Origin of the sequence: Mycolicibacterium sp. MU0050 (assembly GCF_963378085.1) — a bacterium.
GTDB lineage: Bacteria > Actinomycetota > Actinomycetes > Mycobacteriales > Mycobacteriaceae > Mycobacterium > Mycobacterium wendilense.
Genome location: NZ_OY726395.1, coordinates 3,842,447 through 3,866,437, shown reverse-complemented (window position 1 = coordinate 3,866,437; position 23,991 = coordinate 3,842,447). Strand labels below are relative to the sequence as shown.

Below are 23,991 nucleotides of genomic sequence, written 5' to 3'. Positions count from 1 at the left end.
GCGCTATTGTTGGACGTTGCGCTGGCTGCCTCCTGCCCATCATCAGCACTCGACATCGTAGGTCCTGCTGAGCATTGCTCACTGATCTTCGCTGCATGCCGTGGTTCAGGCCGAGAGTCATCCAGCCGAACCGACGCAGATAGCGCGGCAACGAGGATCGGTCGTCCGGCCGCCCTGAGCCGCTCGAGGTGCTGGAAGGATGCATCTTGGCAGTCTCTAGCCAGAGCAAGTCAGTAGCCACCACTAACAACTCCGTCCCAGGAGCACCGAACCGTATTTCGTTTGCCAAGCTCCGTGAACCGCTCGAGGTTCCGGGGCTGCTCGACGTGCAGACCGAGTCCTTCGATTGGTTGATCGGGGCCGACAAGTGGCGGCAGAAGGCCGTCGACCGCGGCGACGTCGATCCCAAGGGCGGGCTCGAAGAGGTCCTCGAAGAGCTGTCGCCCATCGAGGACTTCTCCGGCTCCATGTCGCTGAGCTTCTCCGATCCGCGCTTCGACGAGGTCAAGGCGCCGGTCGACGAGTGCAAAGACAAGGACATGACGTACGCGGCCCCGCTGTTCGTCACGGCCGAGTTCATCAACAACAACACCGGTGAGATCAAGAGCCAGACGGTCTTCATGGGTGACTTCCCGATGATGACCGAGAAGGGCACCTTCATCATCAACGGCACCGAGCGTGTCGTGGTGTCCCAGCTGGTCCGCTCGCCGGGCGTGTACTTCGACGAGAGCATCGACAAGTCCACCGAGAAGACGCTGCACAGCGTCAAGGTGATCCCCGGCCGCGGTGCGTGGCTGGAGTTCGACGTCGACAAGCGCGACACCGTCGGCGTGCGCATCGACCGCAAGCGCCGCCAGCCGGTCACCGTGCTGCTCAAGGCGCTGGGCTGGACCAACGAGCAGATCGCGGAGCGCTACGGCTTCTCCGAGATCATGATGTCGACGCTGGAGAAGGATCCCACCAGCGGCACCGACGAGGCGCTGCTGGACATCTACCGCAAGCTGCGCCCGGGCGAGCCGCCCACCAAGGAATCCGCGCAGACCCTGCTGGAGAACCTGTTCTTCAAGGAGAAGCGCTACGACCTGGCCCGGGTGGGTCGCTACAAGGTCAACAAGAAGCTGGGCCTCAACGTCGGTCAGCCCATCACCAGCTCGACGCTGACCGAAGAGGACATCGCCGCCACCATCGAGTACCTGGTGCGCCTGCACGAGGGCCAGGACACCATGACCGCCCCCGGCGGCAGCGAGGTGCCGGTGGAGGTCGACGACATCGACCACTTCGGCAACCGCCGGCTGCGCACCGTCGGTGAGCTGATCCAGAATCAGATCCGGGTCGGCCTGTCCCGCATGGAGCGCGTGGTGCGCGAGCGGATGACCACCCAGGACGTCGAGGCGATCACGCCGCAGACCCTGATCAACATCCGTCCCGTCGTGGCGGCGATCAAGGAGTTCTTCGGCACCAGCCAGCTGTCGCAGTTCATGGACCAGAACAACCCGCTGTCCGGCCTGACCCACAAGCGTCGGCTCTCGGCGCTCGGGCCCGGCGGTCTGTCCCGTGAGCGCGCCGGCCTCGAGGTCCGCGACGTGCACCCGTCGCACTACGGCCGGATGTGCCCGATCGAGACCCCGGAGGGTCCGAACATCGGCCTGATCGGCTCGCTGTCGGTGTACGCCCGGGTCAACCCGTTCGGCTTCATCGAGACGCCCTACCGCAAGGTCGTCGACGGGGTCGTCACCGACCAGGTCGACTACCTGACCGCGGACGAAGAGGACCGCTACATCGTGGCGCAGGCCAACTCGCCGACGGACGCCGAGGGGCGCTTCGAAGAGGCCCGCGTGCTGGTTCGCCGTAAGGGCGGCGAGGTCGAGTACGTGTCCTCGGCCGACGTGGACTACATGGACGTCTCGCCGCGCCAGATGGTGTCGGTCGCGACGGCGATGATCCCGTTCCTCGAGCACGACGACGCCAACCGTGCCCTGATGGGTGCCAACATGCAGCGCCAGGCGGTTCCGCTGGTGCGTAGCGAGGCTCCGCTGGTCGGTACCGGCATGGAGCTGCGCGCCGCGATCGACGCCGGCGACGTCGTGGTGGCCGAGAAGGCCGGTGTGATCGAAGAGGTCAGCGCCGACTACATCACGGTGATGGCCGACGACGGCACCCGGCAGACCTACCGGATGCGCAAGTTCGCCCGCTCCAACCACGGCACGTGCGCCAACCAGCGCCCGATCGTGGATGCCGGGCAGCGCGTGGAGGCCGGTCAGGTCGTCGCCGACGGCCCCTGCACCTCCGAAGGTGAGATGGCCCTGGGCAAGAACCTGCTCGTGGCGATCATGCCGTGGGAGGGCCACAACTACGAGGACGCGATCATCCTGAGCCAGCGGCTCGTGGAGGAGGACGTGCTCACCTCGATCCACATCGAGGAGCACGAGATCGATGCCCGCGACACCAAGCTGGGCGCCGAGGAGATCACCCGGGACATCCCGAACGTCTCCGATGAGGTGCTGGCCGACCTCGACGAGCGCGGCATCGTCCGCATCGGCGCCGAGGTCCGCGACGGCGACATCCTGGTCGGCAAGGTCACCCCGAAGGGTGAGACCGAGCTGACCCCGGAGGAGCGCCTGCTGCGTGCCATCTTCGGTGAGAAGGCCCGCGAGGTCCGCGACACCTCCCTGAAGGTGCCGCACGGCGAGTCCGGCAAGGTCATCGGCATCCGGGTGTTCTCCCGCGAGGACGACGACGAGCTGCCGGCCGGCGTCAACGAGCTGGTCCGCGTGTACGTGGCCCAGAAGCGCAAGATCTCCGACGGTGACAAGCTCGCCGGGCGCCACGGCAACAAGGGCGTCATCGGCAAGATCCTGGCGCAGGAGGACATGCCGTTCCTGCCGGACGGCACCCCGGTGGACATCATCCTGAACACCCACGGTGTGCCGCGTCGTATGAACATCGGCCAGATCCTGGAGACCCACCTCGGGTGGATCGCCAAGACCGGTTGGAACGTCGACGTCGCGAGCTCGCCGGAGTGGGCCGAGGGACTGCCCGAGGAGCTGCGCAGCGCCCCGGCCGACACCAAGACCGCCACCCCGGTGTTCGACGGTGCCCAGGAGGCCGAGCTGCAGGGTCTGCTGGCGTCCACGCTGCCCAACCGGGATGGCGAGGTCATGGTCAACGCCGACGGCAAGGCGACGCTGTTCGACGGCCGCAGTGGTGAACCGTTCCCGTACCCGGTGACGGTCGGCTACATGTACATCCTGAAGCTGCACCACTTGGTGGACGACAAGATCCACGCCCGCTCCACCGGCCCGTACTCGATGATCACCCAGCAGCCGCTGGGCGGTAAGGCGCAGTTCGGTGGCCAGCGGTTCGGTGAGATGGAGTGCTGGGCCATGCAGGCCTACGGCGCCGCCTACACGCTGCAGGAGCTGCTGACCATCAAGTCCGACGACACGGTCGGGCGCGTGAAGGTCTACGAGGCCATCGTCAAGGGCGAGAACATCCCCGAGCCGGGCATCCCCGAGTCGTTCAAGGTGTTGCTCAAGGAACTGCAGTCGCTGTGCCTCAACGTCGAGGTGCTCTCCAGCGACGGTGCCGCGATCGAGATGCGGGACGGCGACGACGAGGACCTGGAGCGCGCCGCGGCGAACCTGGGCATCAACTTGTCGCGCAACGAGTCGGCTTCGGTCGAGGACCTCGCATAGCGCTTCGCGAACTCGCCACTAACAGTTTTTCTATCCCGCAAGGGGAAAGGGAGTTTACGTGCTAGACGTCAACTTCTTCGATGAACTCCGGATTGGCCTTGCCACTGCGGAGGACATCCGTAATTGGTCATACGGCGAGGTCAAGAAGCCGGAGACCATCAACTACCGCACGCTGAAGCCGGAGAAGGACGGCCTGTTCTGCGAGAAGATCTTCGGACCTACTCGCGACTGGGAGTGCTACTGCGGCAAGTACAAGCGCGTCCGCTTCAAGGGCATCATCTGCGAGCGCTGCGGCGTCGAGGTGACCCGCGCCAAGGTGCGCCGCGAGCGGATGGGCCACATCGAGCTGGCCGCGCCCGTCACGCACATCTGGTACTTCAAGGGCGTGCCGAGCCGGTTGGGCTACCTGCTGGACCTGGCGCCGAAGGATCTCGAGAAGATCATCTACTTCGCGGCCTACGTGATCACCTCGGTCGACGAGGAGATGCGGCACAACGAGCTGTCCACGCTCGAGGCCGAGATGGTCGTCGAGAAGAAGGCCGTCGAGGATCAGCGCGACGCGGACCTGGAGGCGCGGGCGCAAAAGCTCGAGGCCGACATGAAGGAGCTCGAGGACGAGGGCGCCAAGTCCGACGTCAAGCGCAAGGTGCGCGACGGCGGCGAGCGCGAGATGCGTCAGCTGCGCGATCGTGCCCAGCGTGAGTTGGACCGGCTCGACGAGATCTGGACCACCTTCACCAAGTTGGCTCCCAAGCAGCTCATCGTCGACGAGAACCTCTACCGCGAGCTCGTCGACCGCTACGGCGAGTACTTCACCGGCGCCATGGGCGCGGAGTCGATCCAGAAGCTCATCGAGACCTTCGACATCGACGCCGAGGCGGAGTCGCTGCGCGACGTCATCAAGAACGGCAAGGGCCAGAAGAAGCTGCGTGCGCTCAAGCGGCTCAAGGTCGTCGCCGCGTTCCAGCAGTCCGGCAACTCGCCGATGGGCATGGTGCTCGACGCCGTGCCGGTGATCCCGCCGGAACTGCGTCCGATGGTGCAGCTCGACGGTGGCCGCTTCGCCACGAGCGACCTCAACGACCTGTACCGCCGCGTGATCAACCGCAACAACCGGCTCAAGAGGCTGATCGACCTCGGTGCTCCCGAGATCATCGTCAACAACGAGAAGCGGATGCTGCAGGAGTCGGTGGACGCGCTGTTCGACAACGGCCGTCGCGGCCGGCCCGTCACCGGGCCCGGCAACCGCCCGCTCAAGTCGCTGTCCGATCTGCTCAAGGGCAAGCAGGGCCGGTTCCGGCAGAACCTGCTCGGCAAGCGCGTCGACTACTCGGGCCGTTCGGTCATCGTCGTCGGCCCGCAGCTCAAGCTGCATCAGTGCGGTCTGCCGAAGCTGATGGCGCTCGAGCTGTTCAAGCCGTTCGTGATGAAGCGCCTGGTGGACCTGAACCATGCGCAGAACATCAAGAGCGCCAAGCGGATGGTGGAGCGGCAGCGGCCGCAGGTGTGGGATGTCCTCGAAGAGGTCATCGGTGAGCACCCCGTGCTGCTCAACCGCGCCCCCACGCTGCACCGCCTGGGTATCCAGGCCTTCGAGCCGCAGCTGGTGGAGGGCAAGGCCATCCAGCTGCACCCGCTGGTGTGTGAGGCGTTCAACGCCGACTTCGACGGTGACCAGATGGCCGTGCACCTGCCGCTGAGCGCCGAGGCGCAGGCCGAGGCCCGCATCCTGATGCTGTCGTCGAACAACATCCTGTCGCCCGCGTCGGGTCGCCCGCTGGCCATGCCGCGGCTGGACATGGTGACCGGGCTGTACTACCTGACCACCGAGATTCCCGGCGATGTCGGCGAGTACACCCCGGCGGCCAAGGATCAGCCCGAGGGCGGCGTGTACAGCTCGCCGGCCGAGGCCATCATGGCCTTCGACCGCGGCGCGCTGAGCGTGCGGGCCAAGATCAAGGTGCGGCTGACGCAGCAGCGTCCGCCGGCCGACATCGAGGCCGAACTGTTCGAGGACGGCTGGACGCCGGGCAAGGCGTGGACCGCCGAGACCACGCTGGGCCGGGTGCTGTTCAACGAGTTGCTGCCGAAGGGCTATCCCTTCGTCAACAAGCAGATGCACAAGAAGGTCCAGGCGTCGATCATCAACGATCTCGCCGAGCGCTACCCGATGATCGTGGTCGCGCAGACCGTCGACAAGCTCAAGGACGCCGGCTTCTACTGGGCCACCCGGTCGGGTGTCACGGTCTCGATGGCCGACGTGCTGGTGCCGCCGCAGAAGGAAGAGATCCTCGACCGGTACGAGAAGGAAGCCGACGGGATCGAGAAGAAGTACCAGCGCGGCGCGCTCAACCACGGTGAGCGCAACGAGGCCCTGGTCAAGATCTGGCAGGAGGCCACCGACGAGGTCGGTAAGGCCCTGGAGGAGTTCTACCCCGAGGACAACCCGATCATCACGATCGTGAAGTCCGGCGCGACGGGTAACTTCACCCAGACCCGCACCCTGGCCGGCATGAAGGGCCTGGTGACCAACCCCAAGGGTGAGTTCATCCCGCGGCCCATCAAGTCCTCGTTCCGCGAGGGCCTGACGGTGTTGGAGTACTTCATCAACACCCACGGTGCCCGTAAGGGTCTGGCCGACACCGCGCTGCGTACCGCCGACTCGGGTTACCTGACCCGTCGTCTGGTGGACGTCAGCCAGGACGTCATCGTCCGCGAGGCCGATTGCGGCACCGAGCGGGGCATCACCGTGACCATCGCCGAGAAGCAGGCCGACGGTTCGCTGGTTCGCGATCCGCACGTGGAGACCAGCGCCTACGCGCGCACCCTGGCCTCCGACGCGGTCGACGAGAAGGGCAACGTGATCGTCGAGCGCGGTCACGACCTGGGCGACCCGGCGATCGACGCGCTGTTGGCGGCGGGCATCACCACGGTCAAGGTGCGGTCGGTCCTGACCTGCACCACCGGCACCGGGGTGTGCGCGCACTGCTACGGCCGTTCGATGGCCACCGGCAAGCTGGTCGACATCGGCGAGGCCGTCGGCATCGTCGCCGCCCAGTCCATCGGTGAGCCCGGCACGCAGCTGACCATGCGTACCTTCCACCAGGGTGGCGTCACCGGCGGCACCGACATCGTCGGTGGTCTGCCGCGCGTGCAGGAGCTGTTCGAGGCGCGTGTTCCGCGGAACCGGGCCCCGATCGCCGACGTTTCCGGGCGCATCCGCCTGGAGGAGAGCGACAAGTTCTACAAGATCACCATCACCCCGGATGACGGCGGCGAGGAAGTGGTCTACGACAAGCTCTCCCGTCGTCAGCGCCTGCGGGTGTTCAAGCACGAGGACGGTTCCGAGCGGCTGCTGGCCGACGGTGACCACGTCGAGGTCGGGCAGCAGCTCATGGAGGGGTCGGCCGACCCGCACGAGGTGCTGCGCGTCATGGGGCCGCGCGAGGTGCAGGTGCACCTCGTCAGCGAGGTCCAGGACGTGTACCGGGCGCAGGGCGTGTCGATCCACGACAAGCACATCGAGGTGATCGTTCGCCAGATGCTGCGCCGCGTGACCATCATCGACTCGGGCGCCACGGAGTTCCTGCCCGGATCGCTGACCGAGCGCAGCGAGTTCGAGTCCGAGAACCGTCGGGTGGTGACCGAGGGCGGCGAGCCCGCGGCCGGCCGCCCGGTGCTGATGGGCATCACCAAGGCCTCGCTGGCCACCGATTCGTGGCTGTCGGCGGCCTCCTTCCAGGAGACCACCCGGGTGCTCACCGATGCGGCGATCAACTGCCGCAGCGACAAGCTCCAGGGCCTGAAGGAGAACGTGATCATCGGCAAGCTGATCCCGGCCGGTACCGGTATCAACCGCTACCGCAACATCCAGGTGCAGCCCACCGAAGAGGCACGTGCGGCCGCGTACACGATCCCGTCCTACGAGGATCAGTACTACAGCCCGGACTTCGGTCAGGCCACCGGTGCCGCGGTGCCGCTGGACGACTACGGCTACAGCGACTACCGGTAGTAGCTGGACAACGAGAAGCCCCCGCCCTCGGGCGGTTTCTAGGGGTCGTCGCAACACTGCTGGTTATTGAGCCTGTAGTAGATCACGCAAGCGCTCGGCTGGGGTATCCCAGCCGAGCGTTTTGCGTGGGCGGCCGTTGAGTTGCTGGGCGACGTGTTCGAGGTCCTCAGGCCCATAGATGCTGAGGTCGGTACCTTTGGGAAAGTACTGACGAAGCAGGCCGTTGGTGTTTTCGTTGGTGCCGCGCTGCCAGGGACTGGCCGGATCACAGAAGTACACGGCCATGTCGGTGGCCATCGAGAACCCCTTGTGCCCGGCCATCTCGGCGCCCTGGTTGTTGGCCGTCGTTGAAGATGACGATGTCGGCGTCATCGGTGTTGATGACGATGCACTGATGAGAACGCCCCGCTCGACTGTGGCGAGCGGGGCGTTTGTGATCTCGGTGACGGGATCCTCGTCGCGGTGACGTGGTCGTCGCCGTGGTGAAGCGGATCGGGTTCAGTCGGTTGCTGTTTCGCTGATGGCGATGCGGGCGGCTTTCTCCCCGACGATGGAGTGCCCGGCGGCGAACGCGGCCGTGAGCGCGTGCAGGGCGAGATTGTTGACCGCACGCGGATGTCCACGGGAGGCGTTGTGGATCAGGGTCATCGCGTCGTCGGCGAACAGCGCATCGGAGCGGCCGGCGATCTTGGTGTGATGCCCGATGTAGTCGGCGGTGTCGGCCGCTGTCATGCCGGGCAGGGTGTAGCGCACGGCGATGCGCTGATCCAACGCGGCCAGAACACCCAGACGCAGTCGGTGCCGCAGGGTGGGTTGCCCGACCAGGACCACGGCGAACGGTGAACCACTGTCCATGTCGTGGTTGGTCAGCAGCCGGATCGCTTCGAGTTGATGGTTGTCGAGCAGGTGGGCTTCATCGACGACTAACACGGGGTTGCGGCCACGTTCAGCGTGCTCGGCGGCCAAGGCGTCTGCGGCTTGGGGAGCCAGCCGGGCGGTGTGAAACGCCGGGGTGTGCCCGAGGGTGGCCACGATGTGGGTGAGCATGCCGCGCACCCCGATGGTGGGGTTGGCGAGGTAGATGATTACGTGCCGCGCCGGATCCAAGGAGGTGGCTGCCGCGCGGATCGCGACGGTTTTGCCAGCGCCGACTTCGCCGGTGATGACGCCGATGGCGCATTGGTCCACACACCAGCCGATGCGGGCGATCGCTTCGCTGTGGCCGGGGTGGCGGTGCAGCATCGACGGCGCCAGATCCCGCCCGAACGGCATCCGTGTGAAGCCCCAATGTGATTGCAGCCGTTGAATACTCACGCCGACACCCCGTCCTCGAACTCGTCCTCGGTGGGGGCGAGGTCGGTGATCGAGAGCTGAGCGGCGACCTGGTCGTCGTCGGAGTCGGTTCCGTAGAGGGCGTGATAGCCGATACGTTCATCCTCACGCAGCTGCTCGTGATGGGCGGCAGCGGTCAACGCCAGGTAATCGATCCCTGTCGTTGCCGGCGGGGTCTCGACGGTCTCGGGTCGGGCTTTCGGGTGGGCATGGCGGCTGATGGTGTGCGGTGTCGCGGCACCGAAACTCTGGTCGCGGTGGCGGACCTCGACGGTCTGCAGGTCGAACGGGGAGAACACCAGCTCCACGCGGCGCCCGGCCAGGGCGGGGTCGACCTGGTAGGTGTTGGAATGCAGGGAGACGGTGGCGGTCTTGGTCACCACCCGAAATTCCGACCACAAGAACGCCTCGGTCAGATCCGCCGCCGTCGGCAACTCCGGAGTGTGACCAAGGCGGTCCCAGCCGGTGTCCCAGCGCTCCAGTGGGGATTGCCCGGTCTCGGTATGGGTGCGGCGGTGGTATTCGGTCTCGACCCAGGCCATGAACAGCCGGTTGAGCTCCAACAGCGCACCGGTGTGGTCGACCCCGGCGGCGGCGAGGTCCTCGGTGGTGGTGTCGGTGACCTCAACGAGGAACTGCCCACGCACGGTGCGGAAGAACCGTTCGATCTTGCCCCGTCCCTGCGGGCGCCCGGGCGCCGAATGTACCAGTCGGATACCGAGTTTCGCGCACGCCCGCAGCAGCCAGGCATCGACGAACGCCGAACCATTGTCGACATAAATCGAGGCTGGCACGCCGCGGGCGGCCAGCGCGGGTTTGAGCGCGGCCGCCAGACGCACGGTGTCCTCGGCGAACCCGAACCGGTGACCGACCACCAACCGAGAATGGTCGTCGAGGAAGGCGAACAGGTAGGTCTTGCGGTCACCGACCCGCGGACCGTGCAGAGCGTCGCCGACCCACAGTTCGTTGGGGTCGGCGGCTTCGAACCGGCCGAACACCTCCCTGGCGCCACCGGCGGCCGGGCCCATCAGCTCGCAGCGATGGAAATGGCGCAGCAGGGTCGATTCCGAGGGTGCCCATCCGGTCGCGGTGCGCAGGATGCGGGCCACCTGGGCGGTGGTGCGTGACGGATTCTCCCGCTTCAACGAGGCGGCCAGCTCCAGCACCCCGACATCGGTGCGGGTGGCCAGCCGGCGCGGCTCGGGCACCAACGCTTCGAACCCGCCGGCCCGGTAGCGACGGATCCAACGGTCCAGGGTGGCTCGCGCGATCTGGACCTGGGTGCCGAACGGGTCGATATGGCGACGTTCGGCGATCTCGCGGACCAGCCGACCCCGTTGGCGGGTCGATAACCCCTCGTCCAGCGCCGGGCAGATCAGCTGATACCGGAACAGTCCGATCGCCTGGGCCCGCTCCCGACGCTTGTGCTCCTCCAATGACACCGCAGTGCCCTCCTCGCAGTCGAAGGCCCTGCCCGAAACCAATGCCGGGCAGGTGCCTTCGCGAGGATCACCGATCACGCCGCGCCGCGTCAGAGGCAACTGGTGTTGCGTACCGGACCTACCGCATCCAGGACCAGCCCGGTGAGAGCAGCCGGCCGCCGCTGACCGCGACCAGCACCTGTGCCGGCGTCACCGCGCCCACCAAGCCGGCCGGTCCGAACCGCTGCCGGATCGCCGCCGCCGCGGCGTTGACCGCCGCCACCACGTCACCCCAGGGACTGCTCCGCTCGTCGGGAATCGTCACATCGATCCCGACTCGAACCGCCACCATGAGGAACCGCGCCCGAACCGCCTCAAGTCGCCCGCCGGCCCGACGTAGCCAGCCGCGGACCGTGGCCGCCGGAACCCGCAACTGCTCAGCGATCTGCCGATACCCCCGCCCGTGGCCGCGCAGCGACAAAGACTCCCAAATCACCTGTGCCGCATAAGCCCTACGCAGCAACACCGTGACCGGCAACAACACATGGGTCACCAGACACGACCGGCACCGCGCCCGCCGCGGCCGAACCGCACCGGCCAGACCGACGACACGGCGAGTGCGGGCGAATCCCCAGCCGCCAAGAACACCCTGCGAGCACGCCGGGCAGCTGATCTGGCCAGCTGCCAACCGGGACTCGACGCAGACCAGATCAGCCTCTACCGTCACCATCAGTGCCTCCGTGCACTACAGCGCGGCACCCTGCGAGCCCGCCAAGACTTCGGCGGGGTGCCGCGCACCCATCAGTTCCTCATCACACTGATGGTGCACACCACCAAGCTCAAGCCGGCGGGCCACGCCACCGATCACATCGGCAAGATCAATGACGAATGGCCACCCCGTGATAGCCATCCAGAGAGACGGTCAACACCTGGTCCCAGGTCAACGATCCCCGCAGATGCTCTGGCAGGGTCGTCATGGTGGCGATCAGCCCGTCACGAACCGTTTCGGCATCATGGCCCCCGGGCAGGTGCACCAGCATGGTGTAGCGGGTGGTGCGTTCCACCAGAGTGCCGATCGCGGTCTTGTTGAGTTCACCCATGATGAGGTCGCCTTCCCAGTGCCCGGGCACCGCGCGATCCTCGATATCGGGCCGGTCGGCGATCATGAGCATCGGATCAACGAACCGCTGGTAACGCTCACCGGGCTTACGGTTCGGTTTACGGCACGTGCGGCCACTTCGCAGTGACTGGGCCACTTCCTTTTTCAGTCCACCGCGCGCCTGGAAGTAGAGGGATTGATAAATCGTTTCGTGGCTCACCCGCATGCTCTCGTCGTCCGGAAAATCCTTGACCAGACGATGCGAAATCTCTTCCGGGGACCACCGCTTGGCCAGCCCCTCTTCGACCTCTTTACGCAGCCTCTGATTGGTGACCAGTTTGGACTGCTTGGGCCGGGACCGTGCCGCCGCAGCCGCCGCATCGGCTTGATATGGCAGGTAGAGGCCCTCGACACGGTGCGCAGCGACCTCGCGGGACACCGTCGACTTATTCCGACCGAGCTTGTCGGCGATCACGGTGTAGCTCAGGCCGGCGGTCAGGCCGTCGGCGATGACCAGCCGATCGGCGAGCTGCAAATACCTACTGGCGGATGCCTGTCCAGATGCAGGACGCTGTTCGGCAGCAGTGGATTTCACCGGTTGTATGTACCGCGTCCCGCTGGCGTAATCGACGACCGTGCCATCGGAATACACCCGCGTGTTGCCAACCTTGCGGATACCGGCACGCCAATCCCGGGCGGTGCGCACATTGACCCCGGCCTCTCGGGCGGCCCGCGCCGACGACCAGCCCTCCTCGAGCAGTTCAAAGAACCGTGCTTTCTCGCAGGTCTTGCCGCGCGTGCGCCGCGCTGGGTCGACCAAGCCCGCCTCCACAAGCATCCGGCGGGCCGTGGAGTGCGCCACTCCGACAGCTTTGGCCGCCGCATTCACCGAGCCAGTTGCTGCAAATACCGCTGCCACCCGCGCAGGATCCACACCGGTGACATCCGGACGCGGCGAGCCCATCGGCCGGCCGGTGGCACTCAAGATGGCATACGCCCGCTGCCGTGACACCCCCAACGACTCCGCCGCTTCCCGCACCGGCACGCCCGCATCGACGAGCTTTGCTAGCTGATCACCAAATTGAACACAGTCCTCCGAAAACGACACGGTCGCCGCAACCTCTCAGATAAGAGAGCGTTGCGACGACCGTGTGAACCCAACCTCGTGGCGGGGGCTTTTTCGTCGCCTCAGTCCGGCGGTGGCGAATTCAGCAGGGGCGCAAGGCGATACTCGACCATGCGGCGCATCACCAGTCCGGTGGTGGTCTTCTCGACGCCGTCGATGTCCAGGATCACCCCGGCGATGCGGTAAAGGTCGTCGGCGTCGCGCGCGACGATGTGGACCAGCAGGTCGGTGACACCGCTGAGGCCGTAGACCTCGACCACCTCCGGCACTTCGTCGAGCGCCTCGGCGATCGCGTCCAGTTTGCGTTGGGTAACCGCGATCAAGATGTAGGCGGCCAGCGGAAAGCCCAGGCTCGCGGGGTCGATGCGTCGGTCGAACGACTTCAGGACGCCGCCCCTTTCCAGTCTGGCCAATCGCGCGTGCACGGTGTTGCGGGCCAGGCCGGTCGCTTCGGCCAAACCGACCACGGTGGCCCGCGGATCTGCCGCCAGCGCGCGCAGCAGCCGCAGATCGATGTCGTCGACGAGGTATTGCGTGGTGGTCATTTCGCTCAATTCTCCGTGGGCGGCGACCGGCCGTGATGTGCAAGTTGCGCATCTTGGACTGCGTCAGTTGCCACAATTGTACGCCGCTGTTCAACTTGGCTGAGCTATCTGCCCATTGTCGAAGATTCCGTGGGCAAATTCCCCCAGCTCCGGCGACAGCGAACAGGCAGGACATCATGAACGCCACCATTTCGCACCATTTGAACTGCGATGCCACCCGGATCGAGGCTCTCCGCGACATCGAGCAGCGGGTGCTGTGGCTGTCCACGGCGATGGTCCACCACGCGAACCGGATCCGACCGAACACGTCGGGGCTGAAGGTGGGCGGGCACCAGGCATCCAGTGCTTCGATGGTGACCATCATGACCTCGCTGTGGTTCGAGCAGTTGCGCTCCGGCGACCGGGTGTCGGTGAAGCCGCACGCCTCCCCGGTGCTCCACAGCCTGAACTACCTGCTGGGCAGCCTCGACGAGAAGTACCTGACCACGCTGCGGAAGTTCGGTGGGCTGCAGTCCTATCCGAGCCGGTCCAAGGACCCCGATCCGGTGGACTACTCGACCGGGTCCGTCGGGATCGGCGCCACGGCGCCCATCTGGGGTGCCGTGGCGCGCCGCTTCGTCGAAACACACTGCGGCGCAGGCGGTAGCGGCCGGCAGTACTCGCTGGTCGGTGATGCGGAACTCGACGAGGGGGCGGTCTGGGAGGCCATTCTCGACAGCGAGACCGCCGACCTCGGCGAAGTGGTGTGGATCGTCGACCTCAACCGCCAGTCGCTGGACCGGGTGGTGCCCAACATCGCCGCCAACCGGCTGGAGCAAATGTTCGCCGCCGCGGGCTGGCAGGTCCTCACCGTGAAGTTCGGGCAGCTGCTGGAATCGCTGTTCGCCCGCCCCGGTGGCGAGGCGCTGCGCGCCCGTGTCGTGGGCATGTCCAATCCCGAGTACCAGCGGCTGTTGCGTTGCACCGCCGCCGAGTTGCGCGACCGACTGCCGGGGGAGGGGCCCGGCAGCGACGAGATCGCCGCACTCATCGCGGAACTCGACGACTCCACGCTGACCGCGGCGATCCGCAACCTGGGCGGGCACGACATCAACGCCCTGACCGATGCCTACCGCCTGATCGACGACACCCGGCCGACGGTCATCCTCGCCTACACCGTCAAGGGCTACGGGCTTCCCACCGAAGGGCATCCGCAGAACCACTCGGCGCTGCTCAGCGTCGAGGAGTTCGATGCGCTGGCCGGACGTCTGGGCATGGACCCACAACAGCCGTGGCAGCGGTTCGCGCCGGACAGCGCCGCCGGTCTGCTGTGCGCGGAAACCGCGGCCCGGCTGCAGCGGGCCCCGGTCGAACATGTGCCGCCGCCTCCGGTTCCACTGGATATCGGTCGTACCCCGAAGGGCACCGCCACCACCCAGGCCGCTCTGGGCCGGGCGCTGCTCGATCTGACGCGCGAGGCGCCGGAAGCCGCCAAGCGTGTGGTGACCGTCAGTCCCGACGTCAGCTCCACGACGAACCTCGGGGGCTGGGTCAACAAGGTCGGCGTCTGGTCGTCCAGCGAGCGTCGGAACTGGTTCGCCGACGACGCCGAGACCATCATGCACTGGAACGAGCGCCCCACCGGCCAGCACATGGAACTCGGCATCGCCGAGACCAACCTGGTCGGGCTGCTGGGGGAATTGGGGGCGACGTGGAGCCGGTGGGGCAAACCGCTCTTCCCCATCGGGGTGCTCTACGATCCGTTCGTCGAACGCGCCTTGGAGCCATGGTCATTCGGGATCTACGCCGGCGGACAGTCCATCCTGATCGGCACCCCGTCCGGGGTCACCCTGGCCGCCGAGGGCGGAGCGCATCAGTCGATCAAGACCCCGTCGATCGGTATCGAACAGCCGGGTTGCATCAGTTACGAGCCCGCCTTCGCCGTCGACGTGGAGTGGACGCTGCTCGCCAGCATCGCACGGCTGGGCCGGCCCGACGGAACGTCTGCCTACCTGCGGCTGTCCACCCGCCCCGTCGACCAGACGTTGGCCGAGGTGCCCGCGGATCCGGCTGCACGCGAACGCCGCCGACGGCAGGTGGTCGCCGGTGGTTATCCGTTGCGCCGCAGCGAGAACGCCCGCGTCACCATCGCCACCATGGGTGCCGTCACCGTCGAGGCGCTCGCGGCGGCCGACCGGTTGGAACAGGCCGGTCTCCCCACGGACGTCGTCTGCGTCACCAGCCCCGGATTGCTCTTCGAAGCCATGCAGGCACGTCAGGGGCTAAGCGAAGGCGACACCTGGATTCTGGATCAACTGTTCCCCGCCGACCGGGCAACCCCACTGGTGACCGTGCTGGACGGGCACCCGCACACCCTGGCGTTCCTCGCCAACATCCAGCAGGTGCGCGCCACCGCGCTCGGGGTGTCGAAGTTCGGGCAGGCCGGTTCGCTGGAAGAGGTGTACCGCTATCACGGACTCGACACCGACAGCATCGTCCGCGCCGCACTCGACGTCACCAGTTGAGCGCCAACCGATTTCGAGGAGAACAGACCTACCCATGACGACTACGGAACACGCCGTGGACACCGTCGTACGGATGCCCTCGCTCGGTGAGAGCGTAGACGAGGGCATGGTCACGCGCTGGCTCAAGGCGCCAGGTGACCATGTCGAGGCCGAGGAGCCGCTGCTCGAGGTGGCCACCGACAAGGTGGACACCGAGATCCCGTCGCCCTGCAGCGGGACGCTGACCCAGTTGCTCGTCGACGAGAACGAGGTGGTCGCGGTCGGCGCCGAACTCGCGACGATCGCCGCCGTCGGCGCCCCGGAATCTCCCGTCGTCCCGGAATCTCCCGTCGTCGCGCCCCCGCCACCGTCACCGCCCGCGCCGCCACCGCCGTTGGCCGAACCGGTCGACAGCGACACCGAGAAGCTGCCGCGCATCCGGCGCACCATCGCCAGGCGCATGGTGGAGTCGCTTCAGGTCGCGGCCCAGCTGACCACGGTGCTCGAGGTGGACCTGTCCGCGGTCGCCCGGTTGCGCTCGGAGCACAAGGACGAGTTCTGTGCGCGCACCGGGGTGAAGCTGTCATATCTGCCGTTCTTCACCAAGGCGGCGATCGAGGCCCTGCCCGGACATCGGATGCTCAACGCCTCGTTGAACGCCGATGTCACGGAGGTGACCTACCACCGCGAGGTCCATCTCGGCATCGCGGTGGACAGTCCAAAAGGCTTGATGGTGCCCGTGATCCGGGACGCCTCGCAGCTGTCGATCACCCAGCTGGCGCGCGCGATCGCCGAGCTGGCGGACAAGGTGCGCTCGGGCGGGATCACCGCCGACGAGCTCAGCGGCGGCACCTTCACGATCACCAACACGGGCAGCCGGGGTGCGTTGTTCGACACCCCCATCCTCAACCAGCCGCAGACCGGCATTCTGGGCACCGGGGCGGTGGTGGACCGCCTGGTCCCGATTCGCGACGACGGGTCCCTGTGTATCGAGGTGCGGCCGCTCGCCTACCTGTCCATCTCCTACGACCACCGGATTGTGGACGGAGCAGACGCTGCGCGCTACCTGAGCGCGGTCAAGAGCCGCCTCGAAGCCGGTTTCGCCGCGGCCGAACTCATCGACTGACGCGGCCGGGCAAACCGGGGACCTGCGGCCTTCGGGCAACTTAGGCTGAGCGCACCACCCGTCGCCCGGAAGGTCTGGCGTTGTCAGCGATCGACGAACGACCCGTCGCGGACGACGAGGGCGCGGCCGCCGCGCGGTTTCGCCAGAATCGCCTGACGTTGCTGCGCAGGGTGGCGGTGGCGGTCTGGGCCCTGGTGGTGGTGTACCGCACGATCACCGACGGTTTCGCGTTCAATCGCGAGCTCCTGCTGCTCTACATCGCGACCGGCCTGCTGGCCGCCAGCATCGGGCAGGGCCGCCGGATGTTGTACGTGATCCGGGATTGGCTGCCGTTCGCGCTGGTGCTGGTGGTCTACGACCTGTCCCGCGGGGCGGCGGACCTGATCGGACGCCCCACCCTGTGGCATTGGCAGGCCGACGCCGACCGCTGGCTGTTCTTCGGGGTGATGCCGACGGTCTGGCTGCAGGAGCGCCTCAAGCAACCGCAGCCGCCGTGGTGGGAGGTGGTCATCAGCACCACCTACATGTCGTTCTTCATCCTGCCCTACGCGATCGCCGGGGTGCTGTGGCTGCGCAACCGCGACGAGTGGAAGCGCTTCGCGCAGTTGTTCGTCGGGCTGTCCTTCGCGGCGTTGATCATCTACGCGCTGTTGCCCGCGGCTCCGCCGTGGGCCGCGGCGCGCTGCACGGCCGCCGACATCGCGTCCGGGCCGTCGAACCCGCGGTGCATGTTCGCCTCGGCCCGCGACGTGCCCGACGGCGGGATCCTGGGCGCGATGAGCACCAGCCAACCCGGCGCGCATGAGTGGGTGGAACGGATCTCGACGCGGGGGTGGGCCAAGCTCAACCTCGACACCGCGCGGGCATTGGTCGACCAGGGGCAGGCGAGCGTGAACCTGGTGGCCGCCATCCCGTCGTTGCACGCGGGGTTGAGCCTGGCGATCGCCATGTTCCTGTGGCACCGGGTGAGCCGACGGTGGCGTCCGTTGCTGGCGGCCTACGTGCTGACGATGGCCTTCACGTTGGTGTACGCGGCCGAGCATTACGTGGTCGACCTGCTGCTGGGCTGGCTGTTGGCGTTGATCGCGATGGTGGCGCTGAACCGGGTGAGTCCGCGCGGCGCGCCCACCGACCCATAGCCGTATTACAACTCTTGTTCAACCGTCGCGGAAATGTAACACTGGGTCCATGTCGGATACGCATGTCGTCACCAACCAGGTGCCGGAGCTACTGGACCACAACCCCGCGACGTCGCCGGTGCTCACCGAGGCGGTCATCCGGGAGGGCGGCGAGTGGGGGCTGGACGAGATCGCCGAACTCGGCGCCCTGTCCGGCGGCGCCACCGCGCAGCGCTGGGGCGAGCTGGCCAACCGGAACCGGCCCATCCTCCACACCCATGACCGCACCGGGCACCGCGTCGACGAGGTCGAGTACGACCCGGCGTATCACGAGCTGATGCGGGTCGCGGTCGGCCACGGTCTGCACGCTGCGCCCTGGGCCGACGACCGCCCGGGTGCCCACGTGGTGCGGGCCGCCAAGACCTCGGTGTGGACCCCCGAGCCCGGCCACATCTGTCCGATCTCGATGACCTACGCGGTGGTGCCCGCGCTGCGCCACAACCCGGAGCTGGCCGCCGCCTACGAACCGCTGTTGACCAGTCGGGTCTACGACCCGGAACTGAAGGTGCCGACCGCCAAGGCGGGAATCACCGCGGGCATGTCGATGACCGAGAAGCAGGGCGGCTCCGACGTGCGCGCCGGCACCACCGAGGCCGTGCCCAACGGCGACGGCAGCTACCGCCTGACCGGACACAAATGGTTCACCTCCGCGCCGATGTGCGACATCTTCCTGGTGCTGGCGCAGGCGCCGGGCGGGCTGTCCTGCTTCTTCCTGCCCCGGGTGCTGCCGGACGGCAGCCGCAATCGGATGTTTCTGCAGCGACTCAAGGACAAGCTGGGCAACCACGCCAACGCCTCCAGCGAGGTCGAATACGACGGCGCGACCGCCTGGCTGGTCGGTGCGGAGGGGCGCGGCGTGCCGACGATCATCGAGATGGTCAACCTGACCCGGCTGGACTGCACGCTGGGCAGCGCCACCAGCATGCGCTCCGGTCTGACCCGCGCCATCCATCACGCCGCCCACCGAAAGGCCTTCGGCGAGTACCTGATCGACCAACCGCTGATGCGCAACGTGCTGGCCGACCTGGCCGTCGAGTCCGAGGCCGCCACCATGCTGGCGATGCGGATGGCCGGCGCCACCGACGGCGCGGTCCGCGGCGACGAGCGCGAGACGTTGCTGCGCCGGATCGGGCTGGCCGCCGCCAAGTATTGGGTCTGCAAGCGGGCCACCGGGCACGCCGCGGAAGCGATGGAGTGCCTGGGCGGCAACGGCTACGTCGAGGACTCCGGCATGCCGCGGCTGTTCCGCGAGGCGCCGCTGATGGGCATCTGGGAGGGCTCCGGCAACGTCAGCGCGCTGGATACGTTGCGCGCCATCGCCACTCGACCCGAATCCGTCGAGGTGCTGTTCGACGACCTGGGCCAGGCCGCGGGCTCGGACCCGCGGTTGGACGCCCACGTCGACGGGCTCAAGCGACACCTGGCGGAACCGGAGACCCTGCAGTATCGGGCCCGCAAGGTGACCGAGGACATCGCCCTGGCGATGCAGGGCGCGCTGCTGGTGCGCCACGGTCATCCCGCCGTCGCGGAGGCCTTCGTCGCGACCCGGTTGGGCGGGCAGTGGGGCGGCGCCTACGGCACCATGCCCACCGGCCTGGACGTCGCGCCCATCCTCGAACGCGCGCTGGTCAAGGGATGACCCGTCCCGGCTGTACTGCCGAGCAGACGCAGACTCGCACCGGATCGAGGGGTTTCGTGCGATTCTGCGTCTGCTCGCAGGGGGAGTGGGGGGAGTCGGGCGCATGACCATGATCTACGAGGTCACCGACCGGGTCGCCCGCATCACTTTCAACCGCCCCGAGGCCGGTAATGCGATCGTCGCCGACACCCCGCTGGAACTGGCCGCGCTGGTCGAGCGGGCCGACCTGGACCCCGCGGTGCACGTCATCCTCGTCTCCGGGCGCGGCCCGGGCTTCTGCGCGGGCTTCGATCTGTCGGCCTACGCCGACGGGACCACCTCGGCCGGCGGCGGCAGGCACCGCGGCACCGTGCTGGACCCGAAGATCCAGGGGCGCAATCATCGTCCCGACCAACCGTGGGACCCGATGATCGACTACCAGATGATGAGCCGCTTCGTGCGGGGATTCGCCAGCCTGATGCACGCCGACAAGCCCACCGTGGTCAAGATCCACGGCTACTGCCTCGCCGGCGGCACCGACATCGCCCTGCACGCCGACCAGGTGATCGCCGCGGCCGACGCGAAGATCGGCTACCCGCCGATGCGGGTCTGGGGCGTGCCGGCCGCCGGGCTGTGGGCGCATCGCCTCGGCGATCAACGCGCCAAACGCCTGCTGTTCACCGGCGATTGCATCAGCGGTACGCAGGCCGCCGAGTGGGGTCTGGCGGTCGAGGCGCCCGACCCGGCCGATCTGGACGAGCGCACCGAACGCCTGGTGGGTCGCATCGCGTCGATGCCGCTGAACCAGCTCATCATGGCGAAGCTGGCCTGCAACACCGCGTTGCTGCAACAGGGCGTGGCCACCAGCCGGATGGTCGGCACGGTCTTCGACGGCATCGCCCGCCACACGCCCGAGGGGCACGAGTTCGTCGCCGACGCCGCGGCGCACGGTTTCCGCGAGGCGGTGCGGAACCGCGACGAGCCACGCGGCGACGCGGGCCGGCGCATCTCGGGGGTCTGACGGTGGCCGCACTGCGCCGTATGACGGCCCGCTCGGTGGTGCTGTCGGTGCTGCTGGGCGCCCACCCGGCCTGGGCCTCGGCCGCCGAATTGATCCGGCTCACCGCTGATTTCGGCATCCGCGAATCGACGCTGCGGGTGGCGTTGACGCGGATGGTGAGCGCCGGCGACCTGGTGCGCTCGGCGGACGGCTACCGGCTGTCGGACCGCCTGCTGGCACGCCAGAGCCGGCAGGACGCCGCGCTGTCACCGCGCACCCGGGACTGGGACGGCACCTGGACCACGGTGGTGATCACCAGCGTCGGCGGCGACCCGCGGCCGCGCGCGGAGCTGCGAAAGAGCCTGCAGGACTTGCGGTTCGGCGAGCTGCGCGAGGGGGTCTGGCTGCGCCCGGACAATCTGCACACCGAACTCCCGGCGGCGGTGCGCGAGCGCGTCCGGGTGCTGCACAGCCGCGACGACGAGCCGGGCCGGCTGGCCGGCGAGCTCTGGGATCTGCGGGGCTGGGCCCGGGCCGGGGCCCGGCTGCTCGACGAGATGACCGCGGCCGTCGATGTTCCCGGCCGTTTCGTGGTCGCCGCGGCCATGGTGCGGCACCTGCTCGTCGACCCGGTACTGCCCGCAGAACTGCTGCCGGCCGACTGGCCGGGGCCGGCCCTGCGGACCGCCTACCGGGACTTCGCCGACGAACTGGCCGCCCGCCGAGATCCGATCCGCACGCTGCAGGAGGCAACGCCATGAGCGCAGGGGTACGTGTCGAGCGCAGCGGGGCGGTCACCACGGTGATCATGAACCGCCCGCAGGCCCGCAACGCGGTCAACGGCCCGGCCGCCGCCGAACTGTTCGCCGCGTTCGAGGAGTTCGACAACGACGACACCGCGTCGGTGGCGGTGCTCTGGGGCGACGGCGGAACCTTTTGCGCCGGCGCCGATTTGAAGGCCCTCGATGGCCCTGAGCGAAACCGGGCCGAGCCCACCGGACCGGGGCCCATGGGGCCCACCCGGATGAATCTGTCCAAGCCGGTGATCGCCGCGGTCAGCGGTTACGCCGTGGCGGGCGGACTCGAGCTGGCGGTGTGGTGCGATCTGCGGGTCGTCGAGGAGGACGCCGTGTTCGGGGTGTTCTGCCGACGCTGGGGCGTGCCGCTGATCGACGGCGGAACGGTCCGGCTGCCGCGACTGATCGGCCACAGCCGGGCGATGGACATGATCCTGACCGGTCGCGCCGTCGACGCGCAGGAGGCCCACGCCATCGGCCTGGCCAACCGCGTGGTCCCGACCGGTACGGCGCGGGAGGCGGCCGAAGCCCTGGCCGCCGAGCTCGCGGCGCTGCCGCAGGAATGCCTGCGTGCCGACCGGCGGTCGGCCAATGCGCAGTGGGGGCTGCCCGAGCCCGAGGCGATGGCAGGCGAGTTCACCAGCTTCTCGCGCACCGCGCACCTGTTGCGCAGCGGCGCAAAGCGTTTCGCCGACGGTGCGGGACGACACGGGCAGCGGGCCTGAACCCTCCGGTCAGTCGCGCCGAATCCGGTTGCCGGTGCCCGAATTGACGATGTCGGGCTCGCCGTCGACGTAGGCCACGGTGTTGTTGAGTCCGCCGACCTCGAGGGCATCGGTGACCCTCTCCAGCTGCACCCGGTTGTCGGCGCCGGTGATGCTCACCGAGGCGCAGTTCCCGACGACGCGCAGGGTGTTGTTGGAGCCCGAGATGTCCAGCGCCCGGCCGTCGCCGCAGTCGATGTCGGCCTCGGTGCCGAACGAGCTGTAGTGCAGCGCGCTGCCGGCGCCGGCCCGCGCGGGCGTGGTCGTCGTCGGGGCTGCGGTGTTCTCCGGTGCGGTGTCGGAGCCGCAACCGACCAGGCTCAGCGTCAGCGCCGCGGCGCCGAGGCCCGCGATCAGGCCGGGGACGAGACGTACGGCGGGCACGGGGCTCAGGCCGGGACGCGTCCCAGTCGGTTGGGCATGCCCAGTTCGCGGCCGCGGTCGATCAGTGCGGGATTGCCGTTCTTGAAGTAGGCGGTCTGGTCCCAGCCGTAGACGGTGATGTCATGGATGACGTGGTCGGCGACCACCGTGTTGCCCGAACCCTGGATGGTGACCGCCCAGCAGTCACCGAGTGCGGTGATGTTGTTGGAGGCGCCATTGACGAACAACGTGCCGCCGGCGCAGTCGACGGTCTGCTTGGCGCCGACACTGGTCACGTGCAGGTCGTTGTTGGCCTGCGCCGTCGCCGGCAGCGCGATCCCGCTCAGCGCGGCGGCCAACAGCGTCACCGCCGCCGCGCCGCTCGCTCGCCTGGCCTTGATTGCGGCCTTGTGCACGTTGTCGCCTCCCACGTCCGCCTGCTTCGGGTACTGCGCAGCCTACGGGGTCACCGCGCCGCCGCGCGGCGGTCCCGCCAAGCTCCCGCGGGTGTCAACTAGAGTTCAACGCTGGCTGCCCCGGCCATCCGTGTTCCGGCGCCACCGAAGACCAACGGCAATTCATAAGGTGAGGACCCGACCATGGCCGCAGGACCCGACCCGTCGCAGACGGGCCCGCGGTCGCGCAACGGCGGACGTTCATCGGCCCGGTCGACCAAGCTCAGCCGTGATGTCATCGTCAACGCGGCGCTGAACTTTCTGGACCGGGAGGGCTGGGACGCGCTGACCATCAACGCCCTGGCCAATCACCTCGGCACCAAGGGGCCCTCGCTGTACAACCACGTGCACAGCCTCGAGGACCTGCGGCGCACCGTCCGGATGCGGGTGATCGGCGACATCATCGAGATGCTCAACACCGTCGGCCAGGGCCGCACCCGCGACGATGCGGTGATGGTGATGGCCGGCGCCTACCGCAGCTACGCGCACCACCACCCGGGCCGGTATTCGGCATTCACCCGGATGCCGTTCGGCGACGACGACCCCGAATACACGGCGGCCACCAAGGACGCCGCGGCGCCGGTGATCGCCGTCCTGGCTTCCTTTGGCCTCGAGGGAGAGCAGGCCTTCTACGCGGCGCTGGAGTTCTGGTCGGCGATGCACGGGTTCGTGCTGCTGGAGATGACCGGTGTGATGGACGACGTGGACACCGACGCGGTGTTTTCCGACATGGTGCTGCGGTTGACGGCGGGGCTGGAACACCGTCGTTAGCTCACACGTTGACCTGCAATTAGGTGGCCACCGAGCAAGTTTTGTCGGGGTGGGCAGGACTGGTATTGTGGTAGCTCGTGCCTGGTCCACAGGAGCGTACGCGGCTGTAAAAAAGCAGGTGCGCGCGGCGCACGCCTGGCCAATTCACATGTGCAAGAAGTGCATCGATATGCATTGCGCGCATGCGACACGCCCGGAAGCGGGGT

The 23,991-nt window shown here is 67.8% G+C and carries 16 protein-coding genes and 2 pseudogenes; 10 read left to right on the top strand and 8 right to left on the bottom strand.

Translation table 11 applies throughout. The annotated features are described in order from the left end of the window. Positions 1 to 188 precede the first annotated feature (188 nt). Both rpoB and R2K23_RS18390 read left to right on the top strand, forming a co-directional pair. Complete coding sequence (gene rpoB, locus R2K23_RS18395) at positions 189 to 3,695, top strand: DNA-directed RNA polymerase subunit beta (protein WP_316511565.1); 3,507 nt, start codon at positions 189 to 191, stop codon at positions 3,693 to 3,695. Positions 3,696 to 3,753: 58 nt separating this feature from the next. After that, positions 3,754 to 7,707 carry a DNA-directed RNA polymerase subunit beta' gene (locus tag R2K23_RS18390; protein WP_316511564.1) on the top strand — a complete coding sequence of 1,318 codons (3,954 nt, stop codon included), beginning with the start codon at positions 3,754 to 3,756 and terminating at the stop codon, positions 7,705 to 7,707. A 63-nt stretch (positions 7,708 to 7,770) separates the two neighbouring features. Here R2K23_RS18390 and R2K23_RS18385 read toward each other — a convergent pair. From R2K23_RS18385 to R2K23_RS18360, 6 genes and pseudogenes are all read right to left on the bottom strand, one after another. Then, positions 7,771 to 8,055: pseudogene (locus R2K23_RS18385) on the bottom strand (IS30 family transposase); the annotation flags it as partial. A 150-nt stretch (positions 8,056 to 8,205) separates the two neighbouring features. Beyond that, on the bottom strand, positions 8,206 to 8,979 hold the full coding sequence (locus R2K23_RS18380; RefSeq protein ID WP_226522213.1) for an ExeA family protein: 774 nt from the start codon (positions 8,977 to 8,979) through the stop codon (positions 8,206 to 8,208). Positions 8,980 to 9,017: 38 nt separating this feature from the next. Beyond that, complete coding sequence (locus tag R2K23_RS18375) at positions 9,018 to 10,481, bottom strand: DDE-type integrase/transposase/recombinase (protein WP_316511563.1); 1,464 nt, start codon at positions 10,479 to 10,481, stop codon at positions 9,018 to 9,020. 118 nt (positions 10,482 to 10,599) lie between these two features. Then, entirely contained in the window at positions 10,600 to 11,190 is a 591-nt protein-coding gene (locus R2K23_RS18370; RefSeq protein ID WP_099962891.1) for a hypothetical protein, read from the bottom strand. Between the two features lie 199 nt (positions 11,191 to 11,389). Continuing rightward, positions 11,390 to 12,319: pseudogene (locus tag R2K23_RS18365) on the bottom strand (IS30 family transposase); the annotation flags it as partial. Positions 12,320 to 12,747: 428 nt separating this feature from the next. Then, positions 12,748 to 13,230, bottom strand: a complete 483-nt coding sequence (locus R2K23_RS18360) for an Lrp/AsnC family transcriptional regulator (RefSeq protein WP_316511556.1) — start codon at positions 13,228 to 13,230, stop codon at positions 12,748 to 12,750. Positions 13,231 to 13,406: 176 nt separating this feature from the next. Here R2K23_RS18360 and R2K23_RS18355 point away from each other — a divergent pair, with 176 nt between their 5' ends. The 7 genes from R2K23_RS18355 (at position 13,407) to R2K23_RS18325 (ending at position 22,157) form a co-directional block, all read left to right on the top strand. Further along, on the top strand, positions 13,407 to 15,734 hold the full coding sequence (locus R2K23_RS18355; RefSeq protein WP_316511554.1) for a transketolase-like TK C-terminal-containing protein: 2,328 nt from the start codon (positions 13,407 to 13,409) through the stop codon (positions 15,732 to 15,734). Between the two features lie 34 nt (positions 15,735 to 15,768). Beyond that, positions 15,769 to 16,839: a 2-oxo acid dehydrogenase subunit E2 gene (locus R2K23_RS18350; RefSeq protein WP_316511552.1), complete on the top strand. Its 1,071-nt coding sequence runs from the start codon at positions 15,769 to 15,771 to the stop codon at positions 16,837 to 16,839. A gap of 80 nt (positions 16,840 to 16,919) precedes the next feature. Continuing rightward, on the top strand, positions 16,920 to 17,978 hold the full coding sequence (locus tag R2K23_RS18345; RefSeq protein WP_396892317.1) for a phosphatase PAP2 family protein: 1,059 nt from the start codon (positions 16,920 to 16,922) through the stop codon (positions 17,976 to 17,978). Positions 17,979 to 18,027: 49 nt separating this feature from the next. Continuing rightward, a complete protein-coding gene (locus R2K23_RS18340; protein ID WP_316511551.1) occupies positions 18,028 to 19,656 on the top strand; it encodes an acyl-CoA dehydrogenase family protein in 1,629 nt (542 codons plus the stop codon). Between the two features lie 103 nt (positions 19,657 to 19,759). Beyond that, a complete protein-coding gene (locus R2K23_RS18335; protein ID WP_316511550.1) occupies positions 19,760 to 20,656 on the top strand; it encodes a crotonase/enoyl-CoA hydratase family protein in 897 nt (298 codons plus the stop codon). A gap of 11 nt (positions 20,657 to 20,667) precedes the next feature. Continuing rightward, the gene (locus R2K23_RS18330) at positions 20,668 to 21,396 is read left to right on the top strand and encodes a PaaX family transcriptional regulator C-terminal domain-containing protein (protein ID WP_316517379.1); all 729 of its coding nucleotides are present in this window, start codon (positions 20,668 to 20,670) and stop codon (positions 21,394 to 21,396) included. Beyond that, positions 21,393 to 22,157 carry a crotonase/enoyl-CoA hydratase family protein gene (locus R2K23_RS18325; RefSeq protein ID WP_316511548.1) on the top strand — a complete coding sequence of 255 codons (765 nt, stop codon included), beginning with the start codon at positions 21,393 to 21,395 and terminating at the stop codon, positions 22,155 to 22,157. The genes R2K23_RS18330 and R2K23_RS18325 overlap by 4 nt, the downstream gene beginning before the upstream one ends. 9 nt (positions 22,158 to 22,166) lie before the next feature. On the opposite strand, the gene R2K23_RS18320 is transcribed toward R2K23_RS18325, so the two are convergent. Both R2K23_RS18320 and R2K23_RS18315 read right to left on the bottom strand, forming a co-directional pair. Further along, on the bottom strand, positions 22,167 to 22,580 hold the full coding sequence (locus R2K23_RS18320; RefSeq protein ID WP_316511547.1) for a DUF3060 domain-containing protein: 414 nt from the start codon (positions 22,578 to 22,580) through the stop codon (positions 22,167 to 22,169). A 5-nt stretch (positions 22,581 to 22,585) separates the two neighbouring features. Beyond that, entirely contained in the window at positions 22,586 to 22,990 is a 405-nt protein-coding gene (locus R2K23_RS18315) for a DUF3060 domain-containing protein (protein ID WP_396892314.1), read from the bottom strand. 168 nt (positions 22,991 to 23,158) lie between these two features. On the opposite strand from R2K23_RS18315, the gene R2K23_RS18310 reads away from it, so the two are divergent. Continuing rightward, the gene (locus R2K23_RS18310; protein ID WP_316511546.1) at positions 23,159 to 23,785 is read left to right on the top strand and encodes a TetR/AcrR family transcriptional regulator; all 627 of its coding nucleotides are present in this window, start codon (positions 23,159 to 23,161) and stop codon (positions 23,783 to 23,785) included. Positions 23,786 to 23,991: the final 206 nt, after the last annotated feature.